At 69.0% G+C, this 21,746-nt stretch carries 16 protein-coding genes; 7 read left to right on the top strand and 9 right to left on the bottom strand.

Annotated elements, in window-relative coordinates; translation table 11 throughout:
- On the bottom strand, window positions 1-546 hold the full coding sequence (locus tag G6N26_RS16495; protein ID WP_083020363.1) for a transcriptional regulator: 546 nt from the start codon (window positions 544-546) through the stop codon (window positions 1-3).
- Entirely contained in the window at window positions 543-3,599 is a 3,057-nt protein-coding gene (locus G6N26_RS16490; protein ID WP_083020362.1) for an MMPL family transporter, read from the bottom strand. The genes G6N26_RS16495 and G6N26_RS16490 overlap by 4 nt, the downstream gene beginning before the upstream one ends.
- 341 nt (window positions 3,600-3,940) lie before the next feature.
- On the opposite strand from G6N26_RS16490, the gene G6N26_RS16485 reads away from it, so the two are divergent.
- Window positions 3,941-4,489 (top strand): hemophore, encoded by a 549-nt coding sequence (locus G6N26_RS16485; RefSeq protein ID WP_067168402.1) that lies wholly within the window; start codon window positions 3,941-3,943, stop codon window positions 4,487-4,489.
- Here G6N26_RS16485 and G6N26_RS16480 read toward each other — a convergent pair.
- The gene (locus G6N26_RS16480; protein WP_067168401.1) at window positions 4,486-5,655 is read right to left on the bottom strand and encodes a lysylphosphatidylglycerol synthase transmembrane domain-containing protein; all 1,170 of its coding nucleotides are present in this window, start codon (window positions 5,653-5,655) and stop codon (window positions 4,486-4,488) included. The genes G6N26_RS16485 and G6N26_RS16480 overlap by 4 nt on opposite strands.
- A 157-nt stretch (window positions 5,656-5,812) precedes the next feature.
- Between G6N26_RS16480 and G6N26_RS16475 the strand changes: the two genes are divergently transcribed.
- Window positions 5,813-6,958: an AI-2E family transporter gene (locus G6N26_RS16475; RefSeq protein WP_083020361.1), complete on the top strand. Its 1,146-nt coding sequence runs from the start codon at window positions 5,813-5,815 to the stop codon at window positions 6,956-6,958.
- A gap of 31 nt (window positions 6,959-6,989) precedes the next feature.
- Here the strand turns inward: G6N26_RS16475 and mmpL3 are convergent, their stop codons facing one another.
- The 3 genes from mmpL3 to trmB are packed head-to-tail and all read right to left on the bottom strand — an operon-like array spanning window position 6,990 to window position 11,417.
- Complete coding sequence (gene mmpL3 / locus G6N26_RS16470; protein ID WP_067168399.1) at window positions 6,990-9,851, bottom strand: trehalose monomycolate exporter MmpL3; 2,862 nt, start codon at window positions 9,849-9,851, stop codon at window positions 6,990-6,992.
- A 58-nt stretch (window positions 9,852-9,909) separates the two neighbouring features.
- Entirely contained in the window at window positions 9,910-10,620 is a 711-nt protein-coding gene (locus G6N26_RS16465) for an NYN domain-containing protein (protein WP_067168398.1), read from the bottom strand.
- 14 nt (window positions 10,621-10,634) lie between these two features.
- Window positions 10,635-11,417 carry a tRNA (guanosine(46)-N7)-methyltransferase TrmB gene (gene trmB / locus G6N26_RS16460; protein ID WP_225323391.1) on the bottom strand — a complete coding sequence of 261 codons (783 nt, stop codon included), beginning with the start codon at window positions 11,415-11,417 and terminating at the stop codon, window positions 10,635-10,637.
- Window positions 11,418-11,574: 157 nt separating this feature from the next.
- Here trmB and G6N26_RS16455 point away from each other — a divergent pair, with 157 nt between their 5' ends.
- From G6N26_RS16455 to G6N26_RS16445, 3 genes are all read left to right on the top strand, one after another.
- Window positions 11,575-12,669, top strand: coding sequence for a hypothetical protein (locus tag G6N26_RS16455; protein ID WP_083020360.1), 1,095 nt, complete (start codon window positions 11,575-11,577; stop codon window positions 12,667-12,669).
- On the top strand, window positions 12,666-14,222 hold the full coding sequence (locus G6N26_RS16450; protein ID WP_083020366.1) for a hypothetical protein: 1,557 nt from the start codon (window positions 12,666-12,668) through the stop codon (window positions 14,220-14,222). The genes G6N26_RS16455 and G6N26_RS16450 overlap by 4 nt, the downstream gene beginning before the upstream one ends.
- Window positions 14,223-14,362: 140 nt before the next feature.
- Window positions 14,363-16,189, top strand: coding sequence for a phosphoenolpyruvate carboxykinase (GTP) (locus G6N26_RS16445; RefSeq protein WP_067168418.1), 1,827 nt, complete (start codon window positions 14,363-14,365; stop codon window positions 16,187-16,189).
- A 20-nt stretch (window positions 16,190-16,209) separates the two neighbouring features.
- Here G6N26_RS16445 and G6N26_RS16440 read toward each other — a convergent pair whose 3' ends face one another.
- Window positions 16,210-17,295 carry a GGDEF domain-containing protein gene (locus G6N26_RS16440; protein ID WP_083020359.1) on the bottom strand — a complete coding sequence of 362 codons (1,086 nt, stop codon included), beginning with the start codon at window positions 17,293-17,295 and terminating at the stop codon, window positions 16,210-16,212.
- Between the two features lie 190 nt (window positions 17,296-17,485).
- On the opposite strand from G6N26_RS16440, the gene fadD4 reads away from it, so the two are divergent.
- Both fadD4 and G6N26_RS16430 read left to right on the top strand, forming a co-directional pair.
- Window positions 17,486-19,015, top strand: coding sequence for a fatty-acid--CoA ligase FadD4 (fadD4, locus tag G6N26_RS16435; RefSeq protein ID WP_083020358.1), 1,530 nt, complete (start codon window positions 17,486-17,488; stop codon window positions 19,013-19,015).
- A gap of 3 nt (window positions 19,016-19,018) precedes the next feature.
- Window positions 19,019-19,960 carry an enoyl-CoA hydratase/isomerase family protein gene (locus G6N26_RS16430; RefSeq protein ID WP_083020357.1) on the top strand — a complete coding sequence of 314 codons (942 nt, stop codon included), beginning with the start codon at window positions 19,019-19,021 and terminating at the stop codon, window positions 19,958-19,960.
- A 39-nt stretch (window positions 19,961-19,999) separates the two neighbouring features.
- On the opposite strand, the gene G6N26_RS16425 is transcribed toward G6N26_RS16430, so the two are convergent.
- Both G6N26_RS16425 and G6N26_RS16420 read right to left on the bottom strand, forming a co-directional pair.
- Entirely contained in the window at window positions 20,000-20,473 is a 474-nt protein-coding gene (locus G6N26_RS16425; RefSeq protein ID WP_067168392.1) for a CD225/dispanin family protein, read from the bottom strand.
- A gap of 85 nt (window positions 20,474-20,558) precedes the next feature.
- Window positions 20,559-21,704, bottom strand: coding sequence for an acyl-CoA dehydrogenase family protein (locus G6N26_RS16420; protein WP_083020356.1), 1,146 nt, complete (start codon window positions 21,702-21,704; stop codon window positions 20,559-20,561).
- Window positions 21,705-21,746: the final 42 nt, after the last annotated feature.

The following is a 21,746-nucleotide window of genomic DNA, read 5'->3' as shown; positions in this document are numbered from 1 at the left end:
TCAGTTGGATTCGGCCGAGGGGCCGGACTTCACCTTGACGAACCGATCCGACAGGCGGCGGATCCGGATCATCAGCGCGGCCGTCGGGCTGGTGCTGCCGTCGAGGTAGCCGCCCAGTTCCTCGGCGCTGACTCCGATGCGGGACGCGAATTCCTGCTGCGCGAGTCCCGAACGGTCGATCAGCAGCCGCACGTGGCGCGCCACCTCGGCGCGCTCGTTGGCGTCCAGGTGGGTGCGGGCGCGCTCGAGCACCTCCCACAGCGCCTTGGCGATGCCGTAGGGCCGGGTGCCGCCGAGGACCTCTTCGACCTGGCGGGCGGTGCGACCGTACGGGTCGCGCTTCAACGCGCCGGCGATGCGTTTCCAGGTCGCGATGTCCCCGCCCTGAAGCGCCGAACGGATGGCGGCCGTCGGCCAGAACTCCACCGGCTGGTCGAGGTCCGGAACCGATCCGGACGGCCCGTTACCGCGGTTGCGCTGCTCAGGGGCCGGCCGGCGGGGCCGCGGTGGGGGGATGAATTCGTTGCGGGCGCCCGCCAACGTCACCTCGCCTCCTCCAGCATCGCTACCGCCACGGACAGGCAGCGCTCCCTGATCCCCTCCCAGTCCGCGTTCACGTCGGCTTCCGGCCCCTGGTCTTCCGGGTAGTCGCACGGATCGGGATCGGCGAGTCGACGGACCAACTGGGTGGCGATGCATGGCCGCCTGGACGATTCACAACAGTAATACCTGTCCATCCCGGCGAGCACCACCGCGGCGGTCTCGGGTTCCATCGAATCCACCATGTCTGCAAAGTCGGCATAATCGCGGCGACTGTTACGGCACATGATGAGGTAGCCCTTGAGCCGCAGGGTTTCCGCGCCGGTCGGGACCAGCAACCGGTCGCCGGTGGGCAGCTGCACGTGGGTGGTCTCGACCGGGCTGCGCCGCGCGTATTTCGGCCGGTCGGTGGCACCCGACGGCGCGGCGTCCGGGTCCGTTTCGAGCGCGTCGATCGCGACCGACAGCCGGCCCCGCCACAGCGTCACCGGATGAACGGGCCGGTCGGATCCGGAGATGGCCTTGGCGATCCCATTTCGTGACGCCAGCCCCCCGACCAGCTTCTTGGCGCCCGACGAACCGTTGGCATGCCCGTTGGCGCCGGTCCTCTTCTCGCCCGCGGCCACCCCGACGGCGACCTTCTCCTCGCTCAGCGCGACCTGGTGGGGGATCTGCCCGGGCCCCAGGCCGCGGGTCGGTTCGTCGTCGGGGCACGACGAGGCCGCGCCGGCGCTGCGCCCGCAGCCGCTGAAGGCCAGCGGATCGGTCACGCAGATGGCGTCGGGCGCCAGGTGCTTGAGCTTGGCGGCGGACTTGAGCACCATCCGCAGGTCCGCGCTGGGCGCCACCAGCGCCGAGATGTCGTCGGGGATGACCACGACGTCGCCGAGGTCGACCTCGGGCAGCGGCCGGTCGAAGTCGACCGACGGCAGCATGCGCGACAGCCACGGCGGCAGCCACCAGTTCCACTGGGCGAACATCGCCATCAACGCCGGAACCATCACCAGCCGCACCACGGTCGCGTCCACGGCGATCGCCACCGCGCAGGCCACGCCGATCTCGGCCACCAGCGGCATGCCGGCGAACGCGAAGCCGACGAACACCGCGATCATGATCAGCGCCGCGCTGGTGATGGTGCGCGCGCTGGTGCTGACGCCGTAGGCCACCGCGTCGCGGGTGTTACCCGAATGCAGGAACCGTTCGCGGATGCGGGTGAGCAGGAAGATCTCGTAGTCCATCGACAACCCGAAGGTCATCGCGAGCACCAGCGGGGGAACGGTGCTGTCGATCGAGCTGATCTGGGCGAAGCCGAGATCCTTCAGCCACCCCCACTGGAACACCATCACCAAACTGCCGTAGGCGGCCGCGACCGACAGCAACGTCATCAGGACGCCCTTGAGCGCCAAGAACACCGAATGGATGGACACCAGCAGCATCACGAATGCGATCAGCGCGACGAAGCCCAGCACCAGCGGTTCGGTCGCCGACACCTGGTCGTCGAAGTCTTTGATCAGCGCGGTCGGGCCGCCGACGTCCACCCGCGCCGTCCCCACCTGGGGGACCTTCGGGAGCTGCGCGCGCATCCAGCCCACGGTTTCGCGGGCCCGCATGTCCTCGGGATCCACCGACAACACCGCGGACAGCAGCGCGCTGCCGTTGTCCTCCGCATATTGGGGCGGTGACACCGAGACGATGTTCGGCGCCTGGGTCATCCGCTGGCGCACGGCGCCGACGGTGTGGCTGTGTTCGGGCGAGGCCGCGCCGCCGTCGGGGAAGTTGATCACCACCCGGATCGGGCCCAGCGCGCCGGGACCGAGCGCCTGGGCGGCGGCTCCGACGCCGGCGCGGATCTCGTGGGACGAGTCGAACTGGCGTAACAGGCTGTTGCCCAACACCATCGACGCCGCGGGCGCGGCCATCACGAGCAGCACCAGCGACGCCGCCAGTGCCGACATCCACGGCCGGCGCATCACCCATCCGATCCACCGGTTCCAGAACCGCGACTGGGTGCTTTCGGGCCGGCGCGACCAGTGCAGGAATCCCGACCGCTTGGCGGCGGCCCGGCCGAACGTGGCCAGCGCCGCCGGCGTCAGAGTCGTCGATGTCAGCATCGCGACGGCGACGGCCAGGATTGCGCCGGTGGCCATCGATTTCAGCGCCGGGGTGTTGATCACGTAGATCCCGGTGAGCGACGCGATGACCGTCGCCCCGGACAACACGACGGCCAGCCCGGAGGTGGCCATCGCGGCGTCGACGGCCTCGCGCGGCTGGCGCCCGGTCCGCAGCTCCTCCCGGAAGCGCATCAAGATGAACAGCGAATAGTCCACGGCCAGAGCGATTCCGAACATCGACACCGTCGAGGTCACGAACACCGACATGGTGGTGTACGCGGACAGCAAATAGACCAGGCCCATTGTCACCACGACCGTGCACACGCCCAGCGCCAGGGGGATCGCCGCGGCGGCCAGCGACCCGAACACGGCGAGCAGCACGATCAGGATGACCGGGAGATTCCACCGTTCCGCGGCGGCGATGTCGTGCTTGGTGTTGGCGGCCGCGGCGGCGCTCAGCGCGCCCTGCCCGATGACGTAGAGCCGCACCCGTCCGTTGGCGGTCTGGCCGGGCTGATCGCCCTTGATGCCGACCTTGGTGCGGAGCTTCTTGGCGACATCGCTGGTGTTCCGGGAATCCAGCCGCACCGACAGCACATACGGGCGGTCGGGCTGCGGCGGCCGCTGGGTGGGGTTGGGGATCTCCGAGGTGCCCGGAAGTTCGGCAGCGAGACTACGCAGCTGGGCGACCGCCTCGTTCATGTCCTGGTAGCTGGCGTCGGCGCGGGGCGCGGCCACCAGCGCCAGCGACGATCCGCCCTGGTCGTGGTAGAGCTCCTCGAGCTCGTCGTGGACCGCCAGCGACTGGGAACCGGCCACGTCGAAACCGCCGCCGGTGAGGTTGCCGGATTGCGTCAGCGCCAGGTAGACCGCCGGAACCAATGCCAGCAACCAGCCCGTGAAGACCAACCAGCGGTACCTCCGCAGGCTGCGGCTGAGGCGCATCATTAACTGCTGGATTTTTCTCGCTCCCCGGGTCTCGCGTAACGCGTGCAGGCGACGATACCGGAGCACGCTGTGGTTTATGTGGGGTTATGTAGTTCCTGAGCTGCGGTGACAGCCTCGTTGCCAAGAAGCTACGAAGTCGTTGTGAACCGGTGATCAAGCGGGATCTCGGTCACATCCGCAGTTCGCCGCTGGCCGGGCGATATCGGCGGTGGCAGGATGTCGGTTGGCTTGGCGGGTCCCCGGGGGATTCAGGGGGACCAGGCAATCGTCAAGGCCGTCTATTGCAGTCGTTTGCGAGGCGCCGATCCTTGGCGGGCTGCGCAAACTGTAAGGAGTTCTCCATGACGACAGGCAGCGCTGGACGGCGTCGCAGAATCTTCGCCGGGCTGATCGCCGCGACCGCGCCCGGTGCCGCCCTCGCGGTGCTCGCCGGGCCGGCGGCCACCGGCGCCAACGACCCGTGCGCGGCCAGCGAGGTCGCCCGCACGATCGGCTCGGTGTCCAAGTCGATGGGTGACTACCTGGATTCGCACCCGGAGACCAACCAGACGATGACCTCGATGCTGCAGCAGCAAGCGGGTCCGCAGTCGTTGAGCGGGCTGAAGTCCTACTTCGACGCCAACCCCAAGGTCGCCGGCGACATGACGTCGATCGCGCAGCCGCTGACCAACCTGTCGCTGCAGTGCAAGCTGCCGATCTCGATCCCGCAGATGATGGGCATGATGCAGCAGGCGCAGGGCGCCGCCGGCGCGCTTCCGGCGCTGCCCGGCAGCCCCGCGGGCGTCTCGCCGCTCGGCGGGACGGGCGCCCCGCCCGCCGCGCCGCAGCCCGCTCCTCCCGCGGCCGCGAACCCGCTCTCGGGCCCGCCGCGCGGAAACACCGTCGGCTAGGCCTCGGTCTCCGGGTTCCGATCCGGCGGTAACGGCCCCTGCAGGGCGGCCCCGGTCGGGTCGGCGGAAGGGTCGCTCGGCTGCGGCAGGATCGGCAGCGGACCCGTGATCGGGTCGTCGTCGGAGTCGGCGACGTTCTCGGTGCGGAACACGAAGAAGAACACCACCCAGCCGACGGCGGCGATGAACAGCCAGCTGATCAGCCGGTAGATCAACATGGCCGAGATCGCACTCGACAGCGACATCCCGCTCGAGACCAGGCCCGGTACCAGCACCGCCTCGACCACCAGCAGGCCGCCGGGCATCAGCGGGATCGTGCCGACCGCGCGGGCCGCGGCGTAGGCGACGGTCAGCCCCGCCACCGACGCGTGGTCCCCGGCGGCGTAGGCGGCGAAGCCGAGGCAGGCGACGTCGGCGACCCAGTTGAACATCGACCACCCGAACGCCACCGAAAGGTCGCGACGGCCCAGGCTCACCGATTCGAGCTGCATCAGGGTCTCGCGCCATTTGTCCAGGCCGGTGTCCGCCGGCCTGCCGCGCACCGAGTTGACCCACGCCAGGACCCGGCTGCCGATGCCTTCGATCAGCTCCGGGCGCGAGGCGACGGCCTGCGCCAGCAGCAGCAGGGCCACGAAACCGCCGAGCGTGAACAGCAACGAGAAAGGGTTGTTCTTCGCGCCCAGCAGGAAAGCGCCACCCAACCCGAGCAAAGCCAACCCGACCGCCTGCAGCACGCCCGACATCACCAGCTGCCACGACGCCACCACGGTCGAGGCGCCCCACAGCCGCTGCTGCCGGAACAGGAACGTCGCCGACAGCACGGGCCCGCCGGGCAGCGTGGTGCTCAGCGAGTTGGCCGCATAGAACGCGGCCTCCGAGCGCAGTTGCTTGACGTGCACCCCGGCCGACTTGAGCAGGGTGCGCTGGATCTGAGCGAAGCTGTGCATCGACGCGGCCGCCGCCACCACCGAGGCGAGCAACCACCACCAGTTCGCCTCGTACAGGCTCATCCAGGCTTTGGCCAGCTGATCCCAGCCCAGGGAAACCTCGACGGCAAGCACGATGGCAACCATGCCGAGGATGACCCAGCGCACCCACCAGTACTTCCCGCGCGGGGTTTGTTCGCGCGGGAAGTCGAGATTGCGGGCGGGCGCGTCGTGTGACACGTGATTTAGGGTAACGGTGCAGGTGGCGCGGGGATCGTTGCGCGCCGCCGACTGTGTCGGCGTCGTAACCGGATCGTGCCGGCTCCGACGGCTGCCGGCGACGCGGAGGCCCTTGCGAACGGGTTCGAAGCGCCGCCGCTACCGATAGGCTGGCCAAATGTCAGCAAACGTCGACGACGCCTCGGTCGAACCCGTAGTACGCAAGACCGCAGCCTGGGCGTGGCGATTGCTCGTCATCCTGGCCGCCGCGGTCGCCCTGCTGTGGGTGGTCAAGAAACTCGAAGTCATCGTCGTCCCGGTGCTGGTCGCGCTGCTGCTGAGCGCGTTGCTGGTGCCGGTCGTCGACTGGCTGGACCGGCGTGGCCTGCCGCGCGGCGGCGCGGTGGCCCTGGTGCTGCTGGGTGGCTTCGCGATCCTGGGCGGCATCCTGGCGTTCGTCATCCTGCAGTTCATCGACGGCCTGCCGGGCCTCACCGAGCAGGTGACGCAGAGCATCGAATCGACGCGCCGGTGGCTGATCAACGGGCCGGCGCATTTGCGCAGCGAACAGATCGACAGCGCGGGTAACGCCGCGATCGAGGCGCTGCACAACAATCAGGCGAAGTTGACCAGCGGCGCGCTGTCGACCGCGGCCACCGTCACGGAGCTGGTCACGGCGGCGGTGCTGGTGCTCTTCACGCTGATCTTCTTTCTTTACGGTGGGCGCAACATCTGGCAGTACGTGGTGCAGATCATCCCGGCCGACGTCCGCGACCGGGTGCACGAGGCCGGCAACGCCGGGTACGGGTCGCTGATCGGGTACGTGCGGGCGACCTTTCTGGTGGCCCTGACCGACGCGGCCGGGGTGGGCGCCGGCTTGGCGATCATGGGTATTCCGCTGGCGCTGCCGCTGGCCTCGCTGGTGTTCCTGGGTGCCTTCATCCCGCTGATCGGTGCGCTGATTTCGGGGTTGCTGGCCGTGGTGGTCGCGTTGCTGGCCAAGGGCATCGTGTACGCGCTCATCACGTTGGGGGTGTTGATCGCGGTCAACCAGATCGAGGCCCACCTGCTGCAACCGCTGGTCATGGGTCGCGCCGTCTCGATCCACCCGCTCGCGGTGGTGCTGGCCATCTCCACCGGCGGCGTGCTCGCCGGGATCGTCGGCGCCCTGCTGGCCGTCCCGACGGTCGCATTCCTCAACAACGCGTTCCAGGTGCTGCTGGCGCCGAATCCCGAGGCGGAAGCCGAAAAGCAGACCGAGGAGGCCGACGAGAAGAACGCCATCCTGCAGGCCGAACCGGACAAGCCGGAGGGCGCCGACTGATGCCGGCGTCAGGACGCGCCGGGACGCGTGGCTATAACCGTCCCTCGCGGCGCAGCAGATCCGCGGCGGACAGCCCGCCGCCGGAGCGGCGCCGCTGCCGCGCCGGGTCGCCGTTCTCGCCCTGGCCGCGAGAGTTCACCGCGTCGCCGGCGGCGTCGCTGTTGGTCTCGTCGGACCGGTTGCCGGGGACGGGGATGGCCCGGGTCTGATCGCCGGACGGCGGCGCCGCCGGCCCCTGGGGCCGCTGGGGTGCGGGCGGGCCCTGCGGTGCGGGCTTGGCCGCGGGTCGCGGGTCGGCCGGGCGTTCCCGGCCGGGGGCGCCCTGCGCGGAGAAACGCGTGGTCTTGGCCTCGGTCGGCTGGCTGGCGCGAGCCGGGATGCGGGTGGTGTCGACGCTGTCGTCGGCCCCGGCGGTCGCCGACGGCTTCTGGGCGGGCCTGGGCTCCGGCGGGCCGCTCGGTCCCGGGCGCGCCGGTCGCGACGGCTCCAGCGGAGCCGGGTGGGTCGGGTCGTGCGGGGGACGCGGCGCCGCGGCGACCAGGCTGGCCGCCACCGGCGGCCGCGCGGGCCGGCCGTTGAGCGTCGGCCGCTTGCGCTCGTCGGGCAGGTCGATCTCGCCCAACCCGATCTTGTTCTGCAGGCGCCGGGCCCAGCGCGGCGCCCACCAGCAGTCGTCGCCGAGCAGCTTCATCACCGACGGCACCAGGAACATCCGGACGACGGTCGCATCCAGCAGCAGCGCCGCCGCCAGGCCGAAGGCGAGGTACTTCATCATCACCAGGTCGGAGAACATGAACGAACCGGCGACCACGGCCAGCACCAGCGCGGCGGCCGTGATCAGGCGCCCGGTGGTCGCGGTGCCGATCCGGATGGCCTCGGCGGTCGACATGCCCCGCTCGCGCGCCTCGACCATGCGCGAGACCAGGAAGACCTCGTAGTCGGTGGCCAGACCGAAACCGACGGCGACGACGAGCGCGATCAGCACCACCATCAGTGGCGTGGGCGTGAAGTTCAGCCATGTCGAGAAGTGTCCGTCGACGAAGATCCACGTCAAGATCCCCAGGGTCGATCCCAGGGTGAGAGCGCTCATCAGCGCGGCCTTGATCGGCAACACCACCGACCCGAACGCCAGGAACATCAGCAACAGGCTGGCGCTGAGCAGCAGCACCAGCATCAGCGGGCCCTTGTCGAACAGGCTGTGGATGCTGTCCTGCTCGAGCGCCGGGGTGCCGCCGACGTAGAGGTTCAGGCCTTTCGGCGGGTTCACCGCCCGCAGGTCGGTGATCTTCTTGGCCGCGTCATTCTTATTGACCAGGCCGTTCTGGATCACCCGCACCGAGCCGTCCTTGGGCACCGTCGTGCCGTTCGGGCCGGCGACGCAGGGGTTCCCGGCGATGGTCGGGCAGGCCCGCTCCTCCCATTGCTTGTCGGTGAAGCCGCCGATCGAGGAAATCCTGTTCCGGATATCGGCCACCTGCTGGTCGGTGACCTTGCTGTGGTTGTCGCTCTGGATCACCACGGTCAATTGCTCGGTGCGATAGCCGGGGAATTGCTTGTCGAAGTGCTCCTGCGCCAGGCGTACCGGGTTGTCCGGCGGCAGGTACTTCTCGCTCATGCCGCCGAGCGAGAGGTTGCCCAGGGGGATGATCAGCAGGATCATGCCGACGGCGATCGGGATGGCGAAGGCCAGCGGCCGCTTCATCACCCGGGTGACCAGTTTGCCCCAGAAGCCGGCTTCGACCTCTTCGCGCGTCTTGGTCTTCTGCAGCCGGTCGGCGAGCCAGTTGAGGTAGGCCCGCGAATACTTCCAGTTCCGCAGGAACGGCACCCGAAACGCGGTTCGCACGCCCAGCGCGTCGATGTGGCGGCCGAGGATGCCCAGGCAGGCCGGCAGGAAGGTAATCGACAGCAGCGCGGCGAGGCCCACCGCGGCGAAGATCGCGTAGGTCAGCGAGTGCACGAAGCCCTGCGGCAACACCAGCAGGCTGGCGCTGCAGGCGATGATCAGCGCCGCCGAGAATACAACCGTGCGGCCGGCCGTCATCACGGTTCTTCGCACGGCGGCCTCGGTGTCGTAGCCCTCGGCTATTTCCTCCCGGAACCGGCTCACCACGAAAAGCCCGTAGTCGATGGCGATACCGAAACCGATCAGCGAAACCACCGGCTGGGCGAAGAAGTGCACCGGGCCGAAGATGGCAGCAAACCGCAGGATGCCCAACGCGCCCGCGATGCTCAGCCCGCCCACGATGACGGGAAGGCCGGCGGCGACCGCTCCGCCGAACACCAGGAATAGCACCACCGTGACTATCGGTAGCCCGAGATATTCCAAGAGCTTCTGGTCGCTGGCGATCGTCCCCGTCAGGGCGCTGGCAATCGGCTCCAGGCCGGCCAGCTCCACCGAGCCGCCGTTGAGCTTCTGCAGATCCGGCGCAATGGCCTTGTAGTTGTTCAGGATCGTGTCGTCGTCGTCGCCCTTCAGCGGGATGGACACGAAGGTGTGCTTCTTGTCCTCGCTGACCATGCCCTTGATGATGGGGTTCGTGCTGTCGGGGGCCGCCAGCCAGCCGGCCCACCCGACGACTTGGTCGGGATGATCGGTCTTGAACTTGTTGAGCTCGGCGACGACCTTGTCTCGCCACGCCGCGTCGTCGACCGTTTTTCCGTCGGGAGCGGCGAAGGTGGCCACCACGTGGCTGGTGCGGTCGCGGCCGTAGGTCTGGTCGCCGAGCACCGACGCCTTAACGGATTGACTGCCTTCGTCGTAGAAGCCGCTCTGTGTAACATGCTTGCCCAGGCTGATTCCGAAGACGCCGCCGAGCAGACACAGAGCTACCGTGACCCCGATCACGATGTACCGATATCGGTACACAGTTCGACCCCACCAGGCGAACACGCAAGCTCCTTACTGGATCGTCTTAGTCGTCAACGACCCGCGAACTGGTTTTCCAGTGTCACACACGCGCGGTCAACAGCGCTGACAGCGGCCGGAACGGCTGCAGCCATGCACCCTGGTCAGGTAGCGAATCTAGGCCGATCCGCGGCAACGGTTCCCGGAAGACCCCGGAGATATCCTCCAGATCAACGAAGTCCAAGGTATCCGACGCTAGCGCCCAACTCGCATGTTCGCGAAATCCGATCACTTGGACGCTGATTCCGCTACGGGCGATCTCCTCGAGCGGTTGGCGGAACGCCTGGCCGTCGGCCGACGCCACCACCACAGCCGCCAGCCCCTCGGTACGCCGCAGTTCGATATGGGCCAGCATGTCGCGGTCGACGTCGCTGTCCTCATCGATCTTCGGCTTGGCGAACACCGCGAAACCCACGTTACGCAGGGCGTCCACCCAGGGCCGGACGACGTCGGCGCTGCCCGGCGCGATGTTGGTGAACACGGTGGCCTCGGGTTCGACCACGACGCCCGGGCGTTCGGCGCTGACCTCAGCCGTGCGCGCCAGCAGCCAGCGTCCGAGGGCGTCGAACCGCGGGCGTTCCAGGGCGGTGGGTCGGCGGCCCAGGATCGAACCCAGGCCCATGTCGAGGTTGGGGGCGTCCCACACCAGCAGCACCCGTCCACCCGGAGGGGAGAAGCCGCCCATACTCCCCACGTCATCGCCCGGCAGCGCAACGGGTTCCGCGCCGGCGGCGGTCGTTTCAGTCAGGCTCATAGCTCATCGCCTATTCATCGCCTAAGCCAAACGAACTCGGTGACGGCGCTGCCCGCTTCTTGGGCCTTCGTCTCGTACTTGGTGGTCGGGCGAACGGTCGAGATGGGCAACGCGATGTCGGGGTCGGCCGGGCGCAGCCGGGACTCGCCCGCGCCGACTTCGGCGATGTGCTCGGCGTAGCCGGCGTGGTCCGTCGCAACGTGCAGGACACCACCAGGGAGTAGCCGGTCGGCTATCAAGCCAATCGTGCCCGGCTGCAGGAACCGGCGCTTGTGGTGCCGCGCCTTGGGCCACGGATCGGGGAAGAAGACGCGCACCCCGGTCAGCGAGGCCGGGGCGATGAGCCGCTGCAGCACGTCGAGCGCGTTGCCGCGGATCAACCGGATGTTGGTCACCGCGTCGCGGTCGATCGCGCACAGCAACTGCGCCAGTCCCCGCCGGTAGATCTCCACGGCGACCACATCGACGCCGGGTTCGTCCTTGGCCATCGCCAGCGTGGATGTACCGCTGCCGCAACCGATTTCGAGCACCAGGGGCGCCTCACGGCCGAACCATGAGCGGGTGTCCAGCGGCGGCTCGTCGCCGACGGCTCCGTCGGCGGGGGTGCCCACCGACAGGCCGAGTTCGGGCCAGCGCCGCTCCCACGTCTGGCGTTGCGCGTCGGACAGGGCGGATCGTCGCGACCGGAACGCCGTCGCGGGCAGATAGCGCTGGTCGGGGCGGGCCGATTCCCCGGCCGACGTCTCGGCAGACATCGCCACCCCGCGCTGCGCATGCATTTGTCCATGGTGGCCTATAAACCTCGGATGTAGCCGCCCCTGGTCCGGATTGATACCCAACAGTTGTCTTCAACTGGTAACTGATTAACGGTGGCTCGCTTCTTGGCGACGTGAATGCCACCATTCGGTGGGACCGATGGGGGCGATCGGGTCATTCGGACCGAACAGGCGGGATATGAGGGGACAAGGACACCAAATTTTCGTCGATGAGCTGGCGCGGTTTGCCGACGGACTCGTCGACCCGCGTGTGACGGCGATCGCGAGGCGAACCGCCGCACCCCTGCGGGTGGCGGTTCGCGGCCGCCGGGGGGTCGGCCGGCGCACGGTGGCCCGCGCCCTCGGGCAGGCGGGACGTGCCTCGGGGATCGCGGCGGACCTCCAGGTGACCTCGAAGCCGCCCGACCCCGGTGCCGACGCGGTCGTCTACGTGGTCGCGGAGGTGGTCAAGCCCGAGGACGCGCACGCCATCGCGGACGCCGGGCACCCGGTGGTGGCGGTGCTGAACAAGGCCGACCTGTCGGGCCGGCACGGCGACGGGCCAGTCGCGGCCGCGCGGGCGCGGTGCGCCGACCTGTCGGCGCTGATCGGTGTGCCCATGGAGCCGATGGTCGGCCTGCTCGCGGTCGCGACCGACGAGCTGGACGACGACAACCCGCTGTGGGCGGCGCTGCACGCGCTCGCCACGCAGCCCGGGGCCGCCGCGTGCCTCGACGGCTCGTTTGCCGGCTTCCTGGCGGCGGACGGCCCGGTGCCCACCGGCGCGCGCCAGCGCCTGCTGGACACCCTGGACCTGTTCGGCACCGCGCTGGCCGTCGCCGCCATCCGCCAGGGCAGGACCCGGGCGCAGGTGCGCACCCTGCTGTGCCGCATGAGCGGCGTCGACGCCGTCCTGGCCAAGGTCGGCGCGCTCGGCGCCGAGGCACGCTATCAGCGGGTGCTCGCGGCCGTCGCGGAATTGGAGGCGCTGGCCGCCGGCGGCGGCGAGTTCGGCGAGCAGATCGGCGGGTTCCTGTCCCGCGACGACACGGTGGTCGCCCGGATGGCGGCCGCGGTGGACCTGGCCGAGGCCGCCGGACTCGACCCGGGCGGCCCCGCGCCGGCCGACGTGGAGCGCGACCCGTCGGCGCACCTGCCGCGCGCCGTGCGGTGGCAGCGCTACAGCCGCGCCTCGGCGAGCGACCTGCACCGCGCCTGCGGAGCGGACATCGCCCGCGGATCGCTGCGGCTGTGGTCGCAGGCCTGCGCGTCACTGCCGGGGGCATCCTGGTGAGCGGCGGCGATCCCATCGCACAGGTGGACGCGTTGGTGGCCGCGGTCGCGCCGGAACTGGATCCGCCGGCCGTGCACCGCTGCGACGTGGTGCTGGTGACCGGCCCGTGGATGGCCGGGGTGAGCGCGGTGGCCACGGCGCTGCAAGGGCGGCTGCCGCAGCACAAGTTCGTGGAGTCGGCGGATCTGGGACCCGGCGAGGTGCCGATGGCGGTGGTGTTCGTCGTGTCCGCGGCGGCCCACCTCACGGCGTCTGACTGCGCGCTGCTGAGCGCCGCGACCGAGCACACCGACGCGGTGGTCGCGGTGGTGTCCAAGATCGACGTGCACCGCACCTGGCGTGAGGTCGTCGCCGCCAACCGCGACGCCTTGGCCGCGCACGCGCCCCGCTACGGCCGGGTGCCGTGGGTGGGCGCGGCGGCCTTGCCCGATGTCGGTGAGCCGGACGTCGACGCCCTGGTCGACGCCGTCTCGGCGCAACTCGACGACCCCGACCTCGCCCGGCGAAACAGGTTGCGGGCGTGGGAATCTCGCCTGCAAACGGTCAAACGGCGGTTCGACCGCGACGTCGAGGGATCCGGTCGTCGCGCGCGGGTCGAGGCGCTGCGCGAGGAACGCAGCACGGCGTTGCAGCAGCGGCGTCAGGCGAAGAGCGAACGGACCATCACGCTGCGCGGCCAGATCCAGCAGGCCCGGGTGCAGTTGTCGCACTCCGCGCGCAACCGATGCGCGACGGCGCGCACCGAACTGCAGGAGCACGCGGCGGGATTGTCGCGGGCCGGCATGTCCGGGTTCGAGGGGCACACCCGCGCCCGCCTCGACGAGGTGGTGGCCGAGGTCAGCGACGGCACCGAGACGCAGCTGGCCGACGTCGCGCAGGCGGTGGGTGTGCCGGTGGACCTGCCGGCCGCCGAGAAGCTGCCGGAGGTCGACGTCTCGGCGCCGCCGCTGAAGTCACGCCGGCAGGAAACCTGGCTGATGATCCTGCTGGGCGTCGGCTTCGGTCTGGGGGTGGCGCTCACGCTGAGCCGGCTGATGAGCGGCGTGGTCTCGCGGCTCAGCCCCGGGCTGGAAATAGTCGCGGCCGTGGTGTGCGTGGCGATCTCGGTGGCGCTCACCTTTCTGGTGATCAACATTCGCGCGCTGCTGCATGACCGGGCGCTGCTGGACCGCTGGGCGGGTGACGCGACGTCCTCGCTGCGGTCGGTGGTCGAGGAACTGGTCGCCACCCGGGTGCTGGTCGCCGAGTCCGTGCTGAGCAAAGCGTTGCTGGCCCACGACGAGGCCGAGAACGCGCAGGCGTCCGCCGCCGTCGGCGTCATCGACGCCGAACTGCGCGAGCACGCCCTGGCCGCCGCGCGCGCCGCGGCCGCGCGGGATCGGGAGATGCCCGCGGTCACCGCCGCACTGCGGGCGGTGCGTGCAGAACTCGGAGAACCGGGTATACAACCGGCTGAAAGTTCCACCGAAGATGCCGGTGGCGACGAAACCGAAAAACCCGCTTCGAGGAGCGAAGATGGCGACCCGTCGGGAGCTTCTGAATCGTTGTTGTGAGAAGGCTTATACCTGCCCGAGACTTCCCCGACAAGTTCCTCACGATAACCTGTAGTTAACGCCACCAAGTCCTTAATTATGTGGGCGACGGCATACCGAGCACCACCAAGCCCGATACGCAACGAATCCAGGAGAGTTCGATGACCTCAGCGACCATTCCCGGTTTGGATACAGCACCCACGAACCACCAGGGCCTGCTGTCATGGGTGCAGGAGGTTGCCGAGCTCACCCAGCCCGACCGGGTGGTGTTCGCTGACGGCTCCGACGAGGAGTTCAACCGCCTGGCCGGGCAACTGGTCGAGGCCGGCACCCTCAAGAAGCTCAACGAGAAGAAGCACCCCAACTCCTACCTGGCGCTGTCCGACCCGTCGGACGTGGCGCGGGTGGAGTCGCGGACCTTCATCTGCACCGAGCAGGAGAGCGGCGCCGGGCCGACCAACAACTGGATGGACCCGTCCGAGATGCGGTCCATCATGACCGACCTGTACCGGGGCTGCATGCGTGGCCGCACCATGTGGGTGGTGCCGTTCTGCATGGGCCCGCTCGGCGCCGAGGACCCGAAGCTGGGCGTGGAGATCACCGACTCCGAGTACGTCGTCATCTCGATGAAGGTGATGACCCGGATGGGCAAGGCCGCCCTGGAGAAGATGGGCGACGACGGCTTCTTCGTCAAGGCGTTGCACTCGGTCGGGGCGCCGCTGGAGGACGGCCAAAAGGACGTGCCGTGGCCGTGCAACGACACCAAGTACATCACCCACTTCCCCGAGACCCGCGAGATCATGAGCTACGGCTCGGGCTACGGCGGTAACGCGCTGCTGGGCAAGAAGTGCTACTCGCTGCGGATCGCCTCGGCGATGGCCCACGACGAGGGCTGGCTGGCCGAGCACATGCTGATCCTCAAGCTGATCTCCCCGGAGAACAAGGCGTACTACTTCGCCGCGGCGTTCCCGTCGGCCTGCGGCAAGACCAACCTCGCGATGCTGCAGCCGACCATCCCGGGCTGGCGCGCCGAGACGCTCGGCGACGACATCGCCTGGATGCGCTTCGGCAAGGACGGCCGGCTGTACGCGGTCAACCCCGAGTTCGGCTTCTTCGGCGTCGCCCCCGGCACCAACTGGAAGTCCAACCCCAACGCCATGCGCACCATCGAGGCCGGCAACACCGTCTTCACCAACGTCGCGCTCACCGACGACAACGACGTGTGGTGGGAGGGTCTCGAGGGCGACCCCCAGCACCTGACCGACTGGAAGGGCCGCGACTGGACGCCGGACTCCGACGAGAAGGCCGCGCACCCGAACTCGCGCTACTGCACGCCGATGTCGCAGTGCCCGATCCTGGCGCCGGAGTGGGACGACCCGCAGGGCGTGCCGATCTCGGGCATCCTGTTCGGCGCCCGCCGCAAGACCACCGTCCCGCTGGTGACCCAGGCCCGCGACTGGCAGCACGGCGTGTTCATGGGCGCCACCATGGGCAGCGAGCAGACCGCCGCCGCCGAAGGCAAGGTCGGCACCGTGCGCCGCGACCCGATGGCCATGCTGCCGTTCCTGGGCTACCACGTCGGTGACTACTTCCAGCACTGGATCGACCTGGGCAAGAACTCCGACGAGTCCAAGATGCCGAAGGTGTTCTTCGTCAACTGGTTCCGTCGCGACGCCGACGGCGGCTTCCTGTGGCCGGGCTTCGGCGAGAACAGCCGCGTGCTCAAGTGGATCGTCGACCGCATCGAGCACAAGGCCGGCGGCCAGGACACCCCGATCGGCATCGTGCCGAAGGCCGAGGACCTCGACCTGGACGGGCTCGACGCCAGCAGCGACGAGGTGGCCCAGGCGCTGGCGGTCAACGCCGCCGAGTGGCGCGAGGAACTGCCGCTGATCGAGGAGTGGTTCGAGTTCGTCGGCGACAAGCTGCCGACCGGCGTCCGCGACGAGTTCGAGGCGCTCAAGCAGCGGCTGTCCGAAGCGGGCTGAGCCCGCTCAGGGCTGCTCGATCAGACCGCCAGCCGCGAATTGGGGTTGGCCTTCTTCTCCGCGTACATCAGTTCGTCGGCGCGCGCGAGCAGTTCGTCCACGCTGGCGGCGTCGGACACGGGTGACCGCACGAAGCCGATGCTGGCCGAGAGCCGGTAGGGCCGGTCGCTGGTCTTGTTGAAATTCTCGAACGCGAGGGCGAGCCGCTCTTCGAGCGACGGGGTGTCGCCGTCGCTTTCGGTGACCATCACGCAGAACTCGTCGCCGCCGATACGGGCGAGGATGTCGGACTCTCGCCGGATGGTGCGCAGCACCCGGGCGACGTCTTTGATCAGGCCGTCGCCCACGTCGTGGCCCAGCTCGTCGTTGACCTTTTTGAGCCCGTCGACGTCGAGGAAGGCGAGCACGCAGTTGTGGCCCAGGTGGTGCGACCCGCGTAGTTTCTGCTCGGCCAGCAGGTAGAAGCCGCGCCGATTGTTCAGCCCGGTCAGTTCGTCGGTGACCGACAGCCGGCGGATCTCCTCGTTGGCGTCCTCCAGGGCGGCGGTGCGGTCGCGCACCCGCCGTTCCAGCTCGGAGTACACCTGGACGTTCTCCATCGCGATCGACGTCGAATCGGCCAGCGCCTGCAGCAGGTGGACTTCTTGCCCCGACGGGTTGTGCGGGCTGGCCCAGTAGTTGCCGATCGCCCCGATCGGTTCGAGCTTGCGGATGGGCACCATGACCAGGCTCTTGACGAAGGTGGGGCGGTACAGCGCGTGGGGGATGCGCGGGTCGCGGTAGATGTCGGGGATCACCGCTGCGTCGCGGTTGAGCATCGCCCACCCACTGATGCAGGACCTGATCGGGAAGCGGCTGCCCTTCCACAGCGGGGCGATCGCGTCCTCGTCGGCGTAGTAGCAGCTGTCGTTGTCGCGGAGCACGAACGTCGCGCCGTCACAGCCGGTGAGCTCGCGTGCCGAGGAGCGGACAATGCGCTGGAGGTCGGGCAGGGTGCGCGCCAGCGACAGCTCCTGAATGGCATGTACGAGCCGCTCCATGCCGTCGACATACTCCGAAACGGCGAACGAGGATGCGGCAGGCTCCGAGACATCCTCCGCGGTCATGCGCACCTCCGTGCGAGAGTCGCGTATCCCGCCGCGCGTTGCTGACCAAGGTCGGGTTCCACGGCCCACGGCGCTCTACTTGACTGCATTATGGCTGGCGACGCGCACCGCGCGCCGGGAATGACGCACAAACTCGTCGTGCCGACCACCACTTAACACCCGTCAAGTTTGGCGGCGGTACAGTCTGCGCATGCAGATCCGCCCCTATATCGGCGCCGACAAACCTGCTGTCATCCTCTACCCGTCCGGCACGGTCGTCACCTTCGATGACCTCGAGGCCCGCGCCAATCGCCTGGCGCACCGATTCCGCCAGGCGGGCCTGCGCGAGGGTGACACGGTCGCCATCCTGATGGAGAACAACGAGCACATCCACGCGGTCATGTGGGCTGCTCGCCGCAGCGGTTTGTACTACGTGCCCATCAACACCCACCTGACCGCGGCGGAGGCCGCCTACATCGTCGACAACAGCGCCGCCAAAGCGATCATCGGCTCGGCCGCGCTGCGCGAAACCTGCGCCGGCTTCGGCGAGCATCTGCCGCGCGGCCTGCCGGAACTGTTGCTGATCGCCGCCGAGCGGGACGACGATGGCCTGCCGGGCTGGGAACGCTACCCGGAATGCGTTGCCGGCCAACCGGATACCCCGATCGACGACGAGATCGAGGGTGACCTGCTGCAGTACTCGTCGGGAACCACCGGGCGGCCCAAGGGCATCAAGCGCGAGTTGCCGCACGTTCCCCCGGCCGAGGCGCCGGGCATGATGTCGGCGTTGGTCGGCTTCTGGATGACGCCCGATTCGATCTACCTCAGTCCCGCGCCGCTGTACCACACGGCGCCGTCGGTGTGGTCGATGAGCGCGCAGGCCGGCGGCATCACCACGGTGGTCATGGAGAAATTCGACGCCGAAGGCTGCCTCGATGCCATTCAGCGCCACCAGGTCACGCACGGCCAATTCGTGCCGGCGATGTTCACCCGGATGCTGAAACTGCCTGAGAAGGTGCGTGATTCGTACGACCTGAGCAGCCTGCAGCGGGTGATGCACGCGGCGGCACCGTGCCCGGTGGAGATCAAGAAGCAGATGATCGACTGGTGGGGTCCGATCATCGACGAGTACTACGCCTCCTCTGAGGCGCACGGGTCGACGCTGATCACCGCCGAAGACTGGTTGGCGCATCCGGGTTCGGTCGGCAAGCCGATGGGCGGCGCCGTGCATATCCTCGACGAGAACGGCGACGAGCTGCCGCCCGGGCAGGCCGGCGAGATCTACTTCGAGGGCGGCTATTCGTTCGAATACCTCAACGACCCAACGAAAACCGCGTCATCCCGGTCCAAGCACGGCTGGGCCACCGTCGGCGACATCGGCTATCTCGACGACGAGGGCTACTTGTACCTGACCGACCGGCGCCACCACATGATCATCTCGGGCGGGGTCAACATCTACCCGCAAGAGGCCGAGAACCTTCTGGTCACCCACCCCAAGGTGATGGACGCGGCGGTGTTCGGTGTTCCCGACGACGAGATGGGCCAGCGCGTCACGGCGGTCGTGCAGACCGTCGACCCCTCAGATGCCACCGATGCGTTCGGCGACGAGCTGCTGATTTGGCTGCGGGATCGCTTGGCGCACTACAAATGTCCGCGATCGATCGCCTTCGAAGCGCAGCTGCCGCGCACCGACACCGGCAAGCTCTACAAGAACGGGCTGATCGAGAAGTACTCGGTGTAACCGATGCTCCGGGTGGTCGACCTGGCGAGCGCGCCGGAGGACGGCCCGGCGTCGCCGCCGGGCGTGATCGTCGCCGTCGGCACGGCCGCCGACATCGCTCGGGCCGGAACCTGGCTTGACGCGGCGACTTTCACACTGACCGAGGACGCCTGCGCCGACCGCCGGGTCGTCACCGTCGATTCCGTGTCCGACGCCCTGGTGGAGCTGACCGAACGCTGTCGACGCTGGCCGCGCGCCAGCGGGATCTGTGACGACGTGCTGCGCACGGTGGACACCGGCGGGCCGACGCTGTCCGGGGTGGTGGCCGAGTCGCTGGGCTATTCCACGCTGCAGTCCGGCCCGGAGTTCGCGCGGTGGCTGCAGGAACGCGGACCGGCCCGCATGCCCGACATCGCCGACCCGGTGCGGGCTGACCGCGACGGCGACATCGTGCGCGTCGCGTTCAACCGGCCGCAGCGCCACAACGCGTTCTCCACCGACGCGCGAGCGGCGCTATTGGAGGCCCTGACCGTCGCGCAGCTGGACCCCTCCGTCACCGGCATCGTGTTGAGCGGCAACGGTCCATCGTTTTGCAGCGGTGGGGACCTCGCCGAATTCGGCACCTTCGCCGACCCCGCGAGCGCCCACCTGGCCCGCACCCGGCACAGCCCCGCCCTGGCGCTCGACGCGCTGACCGCGCGGCTCGGCCGCGCGTGCCGCGCCGAGGTGCACGGCCGGGTGATGGGCAGCGGACTCGAGATGGCCGCGTTCTGCGGGTGGGTCACCGCGCGCGGCGACGCGGTATTCGGGCTGCCCGAATTGGCGCTCGGCCTGATCCCCGGCGCCGGCGGCACCGTCAGCGTCACGCGCCGCATAGGGCGATGGCGCACAGCGTATCTCGTGCTGTCCGGCCACACCGTCGGCGCCGACGCCGCGCTGGCCTGGGGACTGGTGGACGAGACCTAGCGTCCGCGCTGCCCACGCCCGACGCAGGCCGCCGAAGCGTCAGAAGCTCGAATACGTGGTCGTGGTCGTCGAGGGCAGATGGGAGACGACCAGCACACCGGCGACGATGTAGATGAGCACGAAGATCACCGCCGCGACGACGCCCACGACGGCGCCGATGATCGCCCACTTCTTGGCGTTGTTGGCGGCCTCCTGCGCCTCGGCGTAGCGGCCCTGCGCCCACAGCCCGGAGACCTTGTTGGAGTACACAATCGAGACGATCCCCAGCGGCAGGCAGCACAGCACCGTGCACAGGATCGCCCAGACCAGATAGTTCTCCGGCTCCGGCTGGCCCTGCCAGCCCGGCTGCGGTGCCGGCCATCCCGCGGGCGGCTGGCCCGGCCACGCCGGTGGCGGCTGCGGTGGATACCCCGGCGGCGGTTGGCCTTGCCAGTCCGGTTGCTGGCCTTGCCATTCCGGTTGTTGGCCGGGCCATTCGGGCGAACCTCCGGGCGGCGCGGGAGGATAACTCATGGCGGCTGCCTTTCCCTTTGGTTCTGAAGTCAGGTAAATATACTCCCAAACTTCGTTCTGCGGCCGCGAGATTGACGGGCCGGGGTCAGATCCCGCCGCGCGTCACCAGCTGTCGGGCGATCACATTGCGCTGGATCTCGTTGGTGCCCTCACCGACGATCATCAGGGGCGCATCGCGGAAATAGCGTTCGACGTCGTATTCGGTGGAATAGCCGTAGCCGCCGTGGATTCGCACCGCGTTCAGCGCGATCTCCATCGCCACCTCGGAGGCGAACAGCTTGGCCATCCCGGCTTCCATGTCGCAGCGTTCACCGCTGTCGTAGCGTTCGGCGGCGTAGCGGGTGAGCTGACGGGCCGCGGTGAGTTTGGTCGCCATGTCGGCGAGGTAGTTGCCCACCGACTGGTGCTGCCAGATCGGCTGTCCGAAGCTCTCGCGCTGCTGGGAGTAGGCCAGCGCGTCCTCGAGCGCGGCCGTGGCCACGCCCAGGGCGCGGGCGGCCACCTGGATGCGTCCCGTTTCGAGTCCCTTCATCATTTGTGAAAAGCCTTCGCCTGCAACGCCGCCCAGTATCGCCGTGTCCGGAACCCGGAAGTCGTCGAAGGACAGTTCGCAGGACTCCACCCCCTTGTAGCCCAGCTTGGGCAGGTCCCGCGAGACCGTCAGACCCGGCCCGTGCTCGACGAGCACGATCGAGATGCCGGTGTGGCGCGGCTTGGCGTTCGGGTCGGTCTTGCACAACAGGGCGATGAGCCCGGAGCGTCGGGCGTTGCTGATCCAGGTCTTGGAACCGTTGATTACCAACCCACCCGCGTCGTCGCGCAGCGCGGTGGTCGCCATGTTCTGCAGGTCCGACCCACCGCCGGGCTCGGTCAACGCCATGGTGGCGCGCACCTCGCCGCTGGCCATCCGCGGCAGGTAGGTCCGCTTCTGCTCCTGGGTGCCGAACAGCGTCAGCAGTTTGGCGACCACGGTGTGCCCGCCCATCGCGCCGGCCAGGCTCATCCAGCCGCGCGCCAGCTCCTCGGTGACCCGCACGTAGCACGGCATGGACACCGGCGAACCGCCGTACTCCTCGGGCACGGCCAGCCCGTAGATGCCGATCCGCTTCATCTGCTCGATCCACGCCTCGGGGTAGGTATTGGCGTGTTCGGCCTCGCGCACGCTCGGCTTGACCTCGCGGTCGATGAACGCCCGCACCGTCGCGACCAGCATGTTCTCTTCGTCGTTCACCTGCGAGCACCTCACGATTTGCGCCGAACGTCGACTTGTTGG

Source organism: Mycobacterium marseillense (assembly GCF_010731675.1).
Classification (GTDB): domain Bacteria; phylum Actinomycetota; class Actinomycetes; order Mycobacteriales; family Mycobacteriaceae; genus Mycobacterium; species Mycobacterium marseillense.
The sequence above is the reverse complement of the archived record's forward strand: the minus strand, read 5'-3'. Positions and strand labels throughout refer to the sequence as shown.

Bases quoted from the DNA above. Each gene is read 5' to 3' on its own strand.
- G6N26_RS16490 (WP_083020362.1), bottom strand. From the start codon at position 3,599: ATGATGCGCCTCAGCCGCAGCCTGCGGAGGTACCGCTGGTTGGTCTTC.
- G6N26_RS16485 (WP_067168402.1), top strand. From the start codon at position 3,941: ATGACGACAGGCAGCGCTGGACGGCGTCGCAGAATCTTCGCCGGGCTG.
- G6N26_RS16475 (WP_083020361.1), top strand. From the start codon at position 5,813: ATGTCAGCAAACGTCGACGACGCCTCGGTCGAACCCGTAGTACGCAAG.
- G6N26_RS16465 (WP_067168398.1), bottom strand. From the start codon at position 10,620: ATGAGCCTGACTGAAACGACCGCCGCCGGCGCGGAACCCGTTGCGCTG.
- G6N26_RS16455 (WP_083020360.1), top strand. From the start codon at position 11,575: ATGAGGGGACAAGGACACCAAATTTTCGTCGATGAGCTGGCGCGGTTT.
- G6N26_RS16445 (WP_067168418.1), top strand. From the start codon at position 14,363: ATGACCTCAGCGACCATTCCCGGTTTGGATACAGCACCCACGAACCAC.
- G6N26_RS16440 (WP_083020359.1), bottom strand. From the start codon at position 17,295: ATGACCGCGGAGGATGTCTCGGAGCCTGCCGCATCCTCGTTCGCCGTT.
- fadD4 (WP_083020358.1), top strand. From the start codon at position 17,486: ATGCAGATCCGCCCCTATATCGGCGCCGACAAACCTGCTGTCATCCTC.
- G6N26_RS16430 (WP_083020357.1), top strand. From the start codon at position 19,019: ATGCTCCGGGTGGTCGACCTGGCGAGCGCGCCGGAGGACGGCCCGGCG.
- G6N26_RS16425 (WP_067168392.1), bottom strand. From the start codon at position 20,473: ATGAGTTATCCTCCCGCGCCGCCCGGAGGTTCGCCCGAATGGCCCGGC.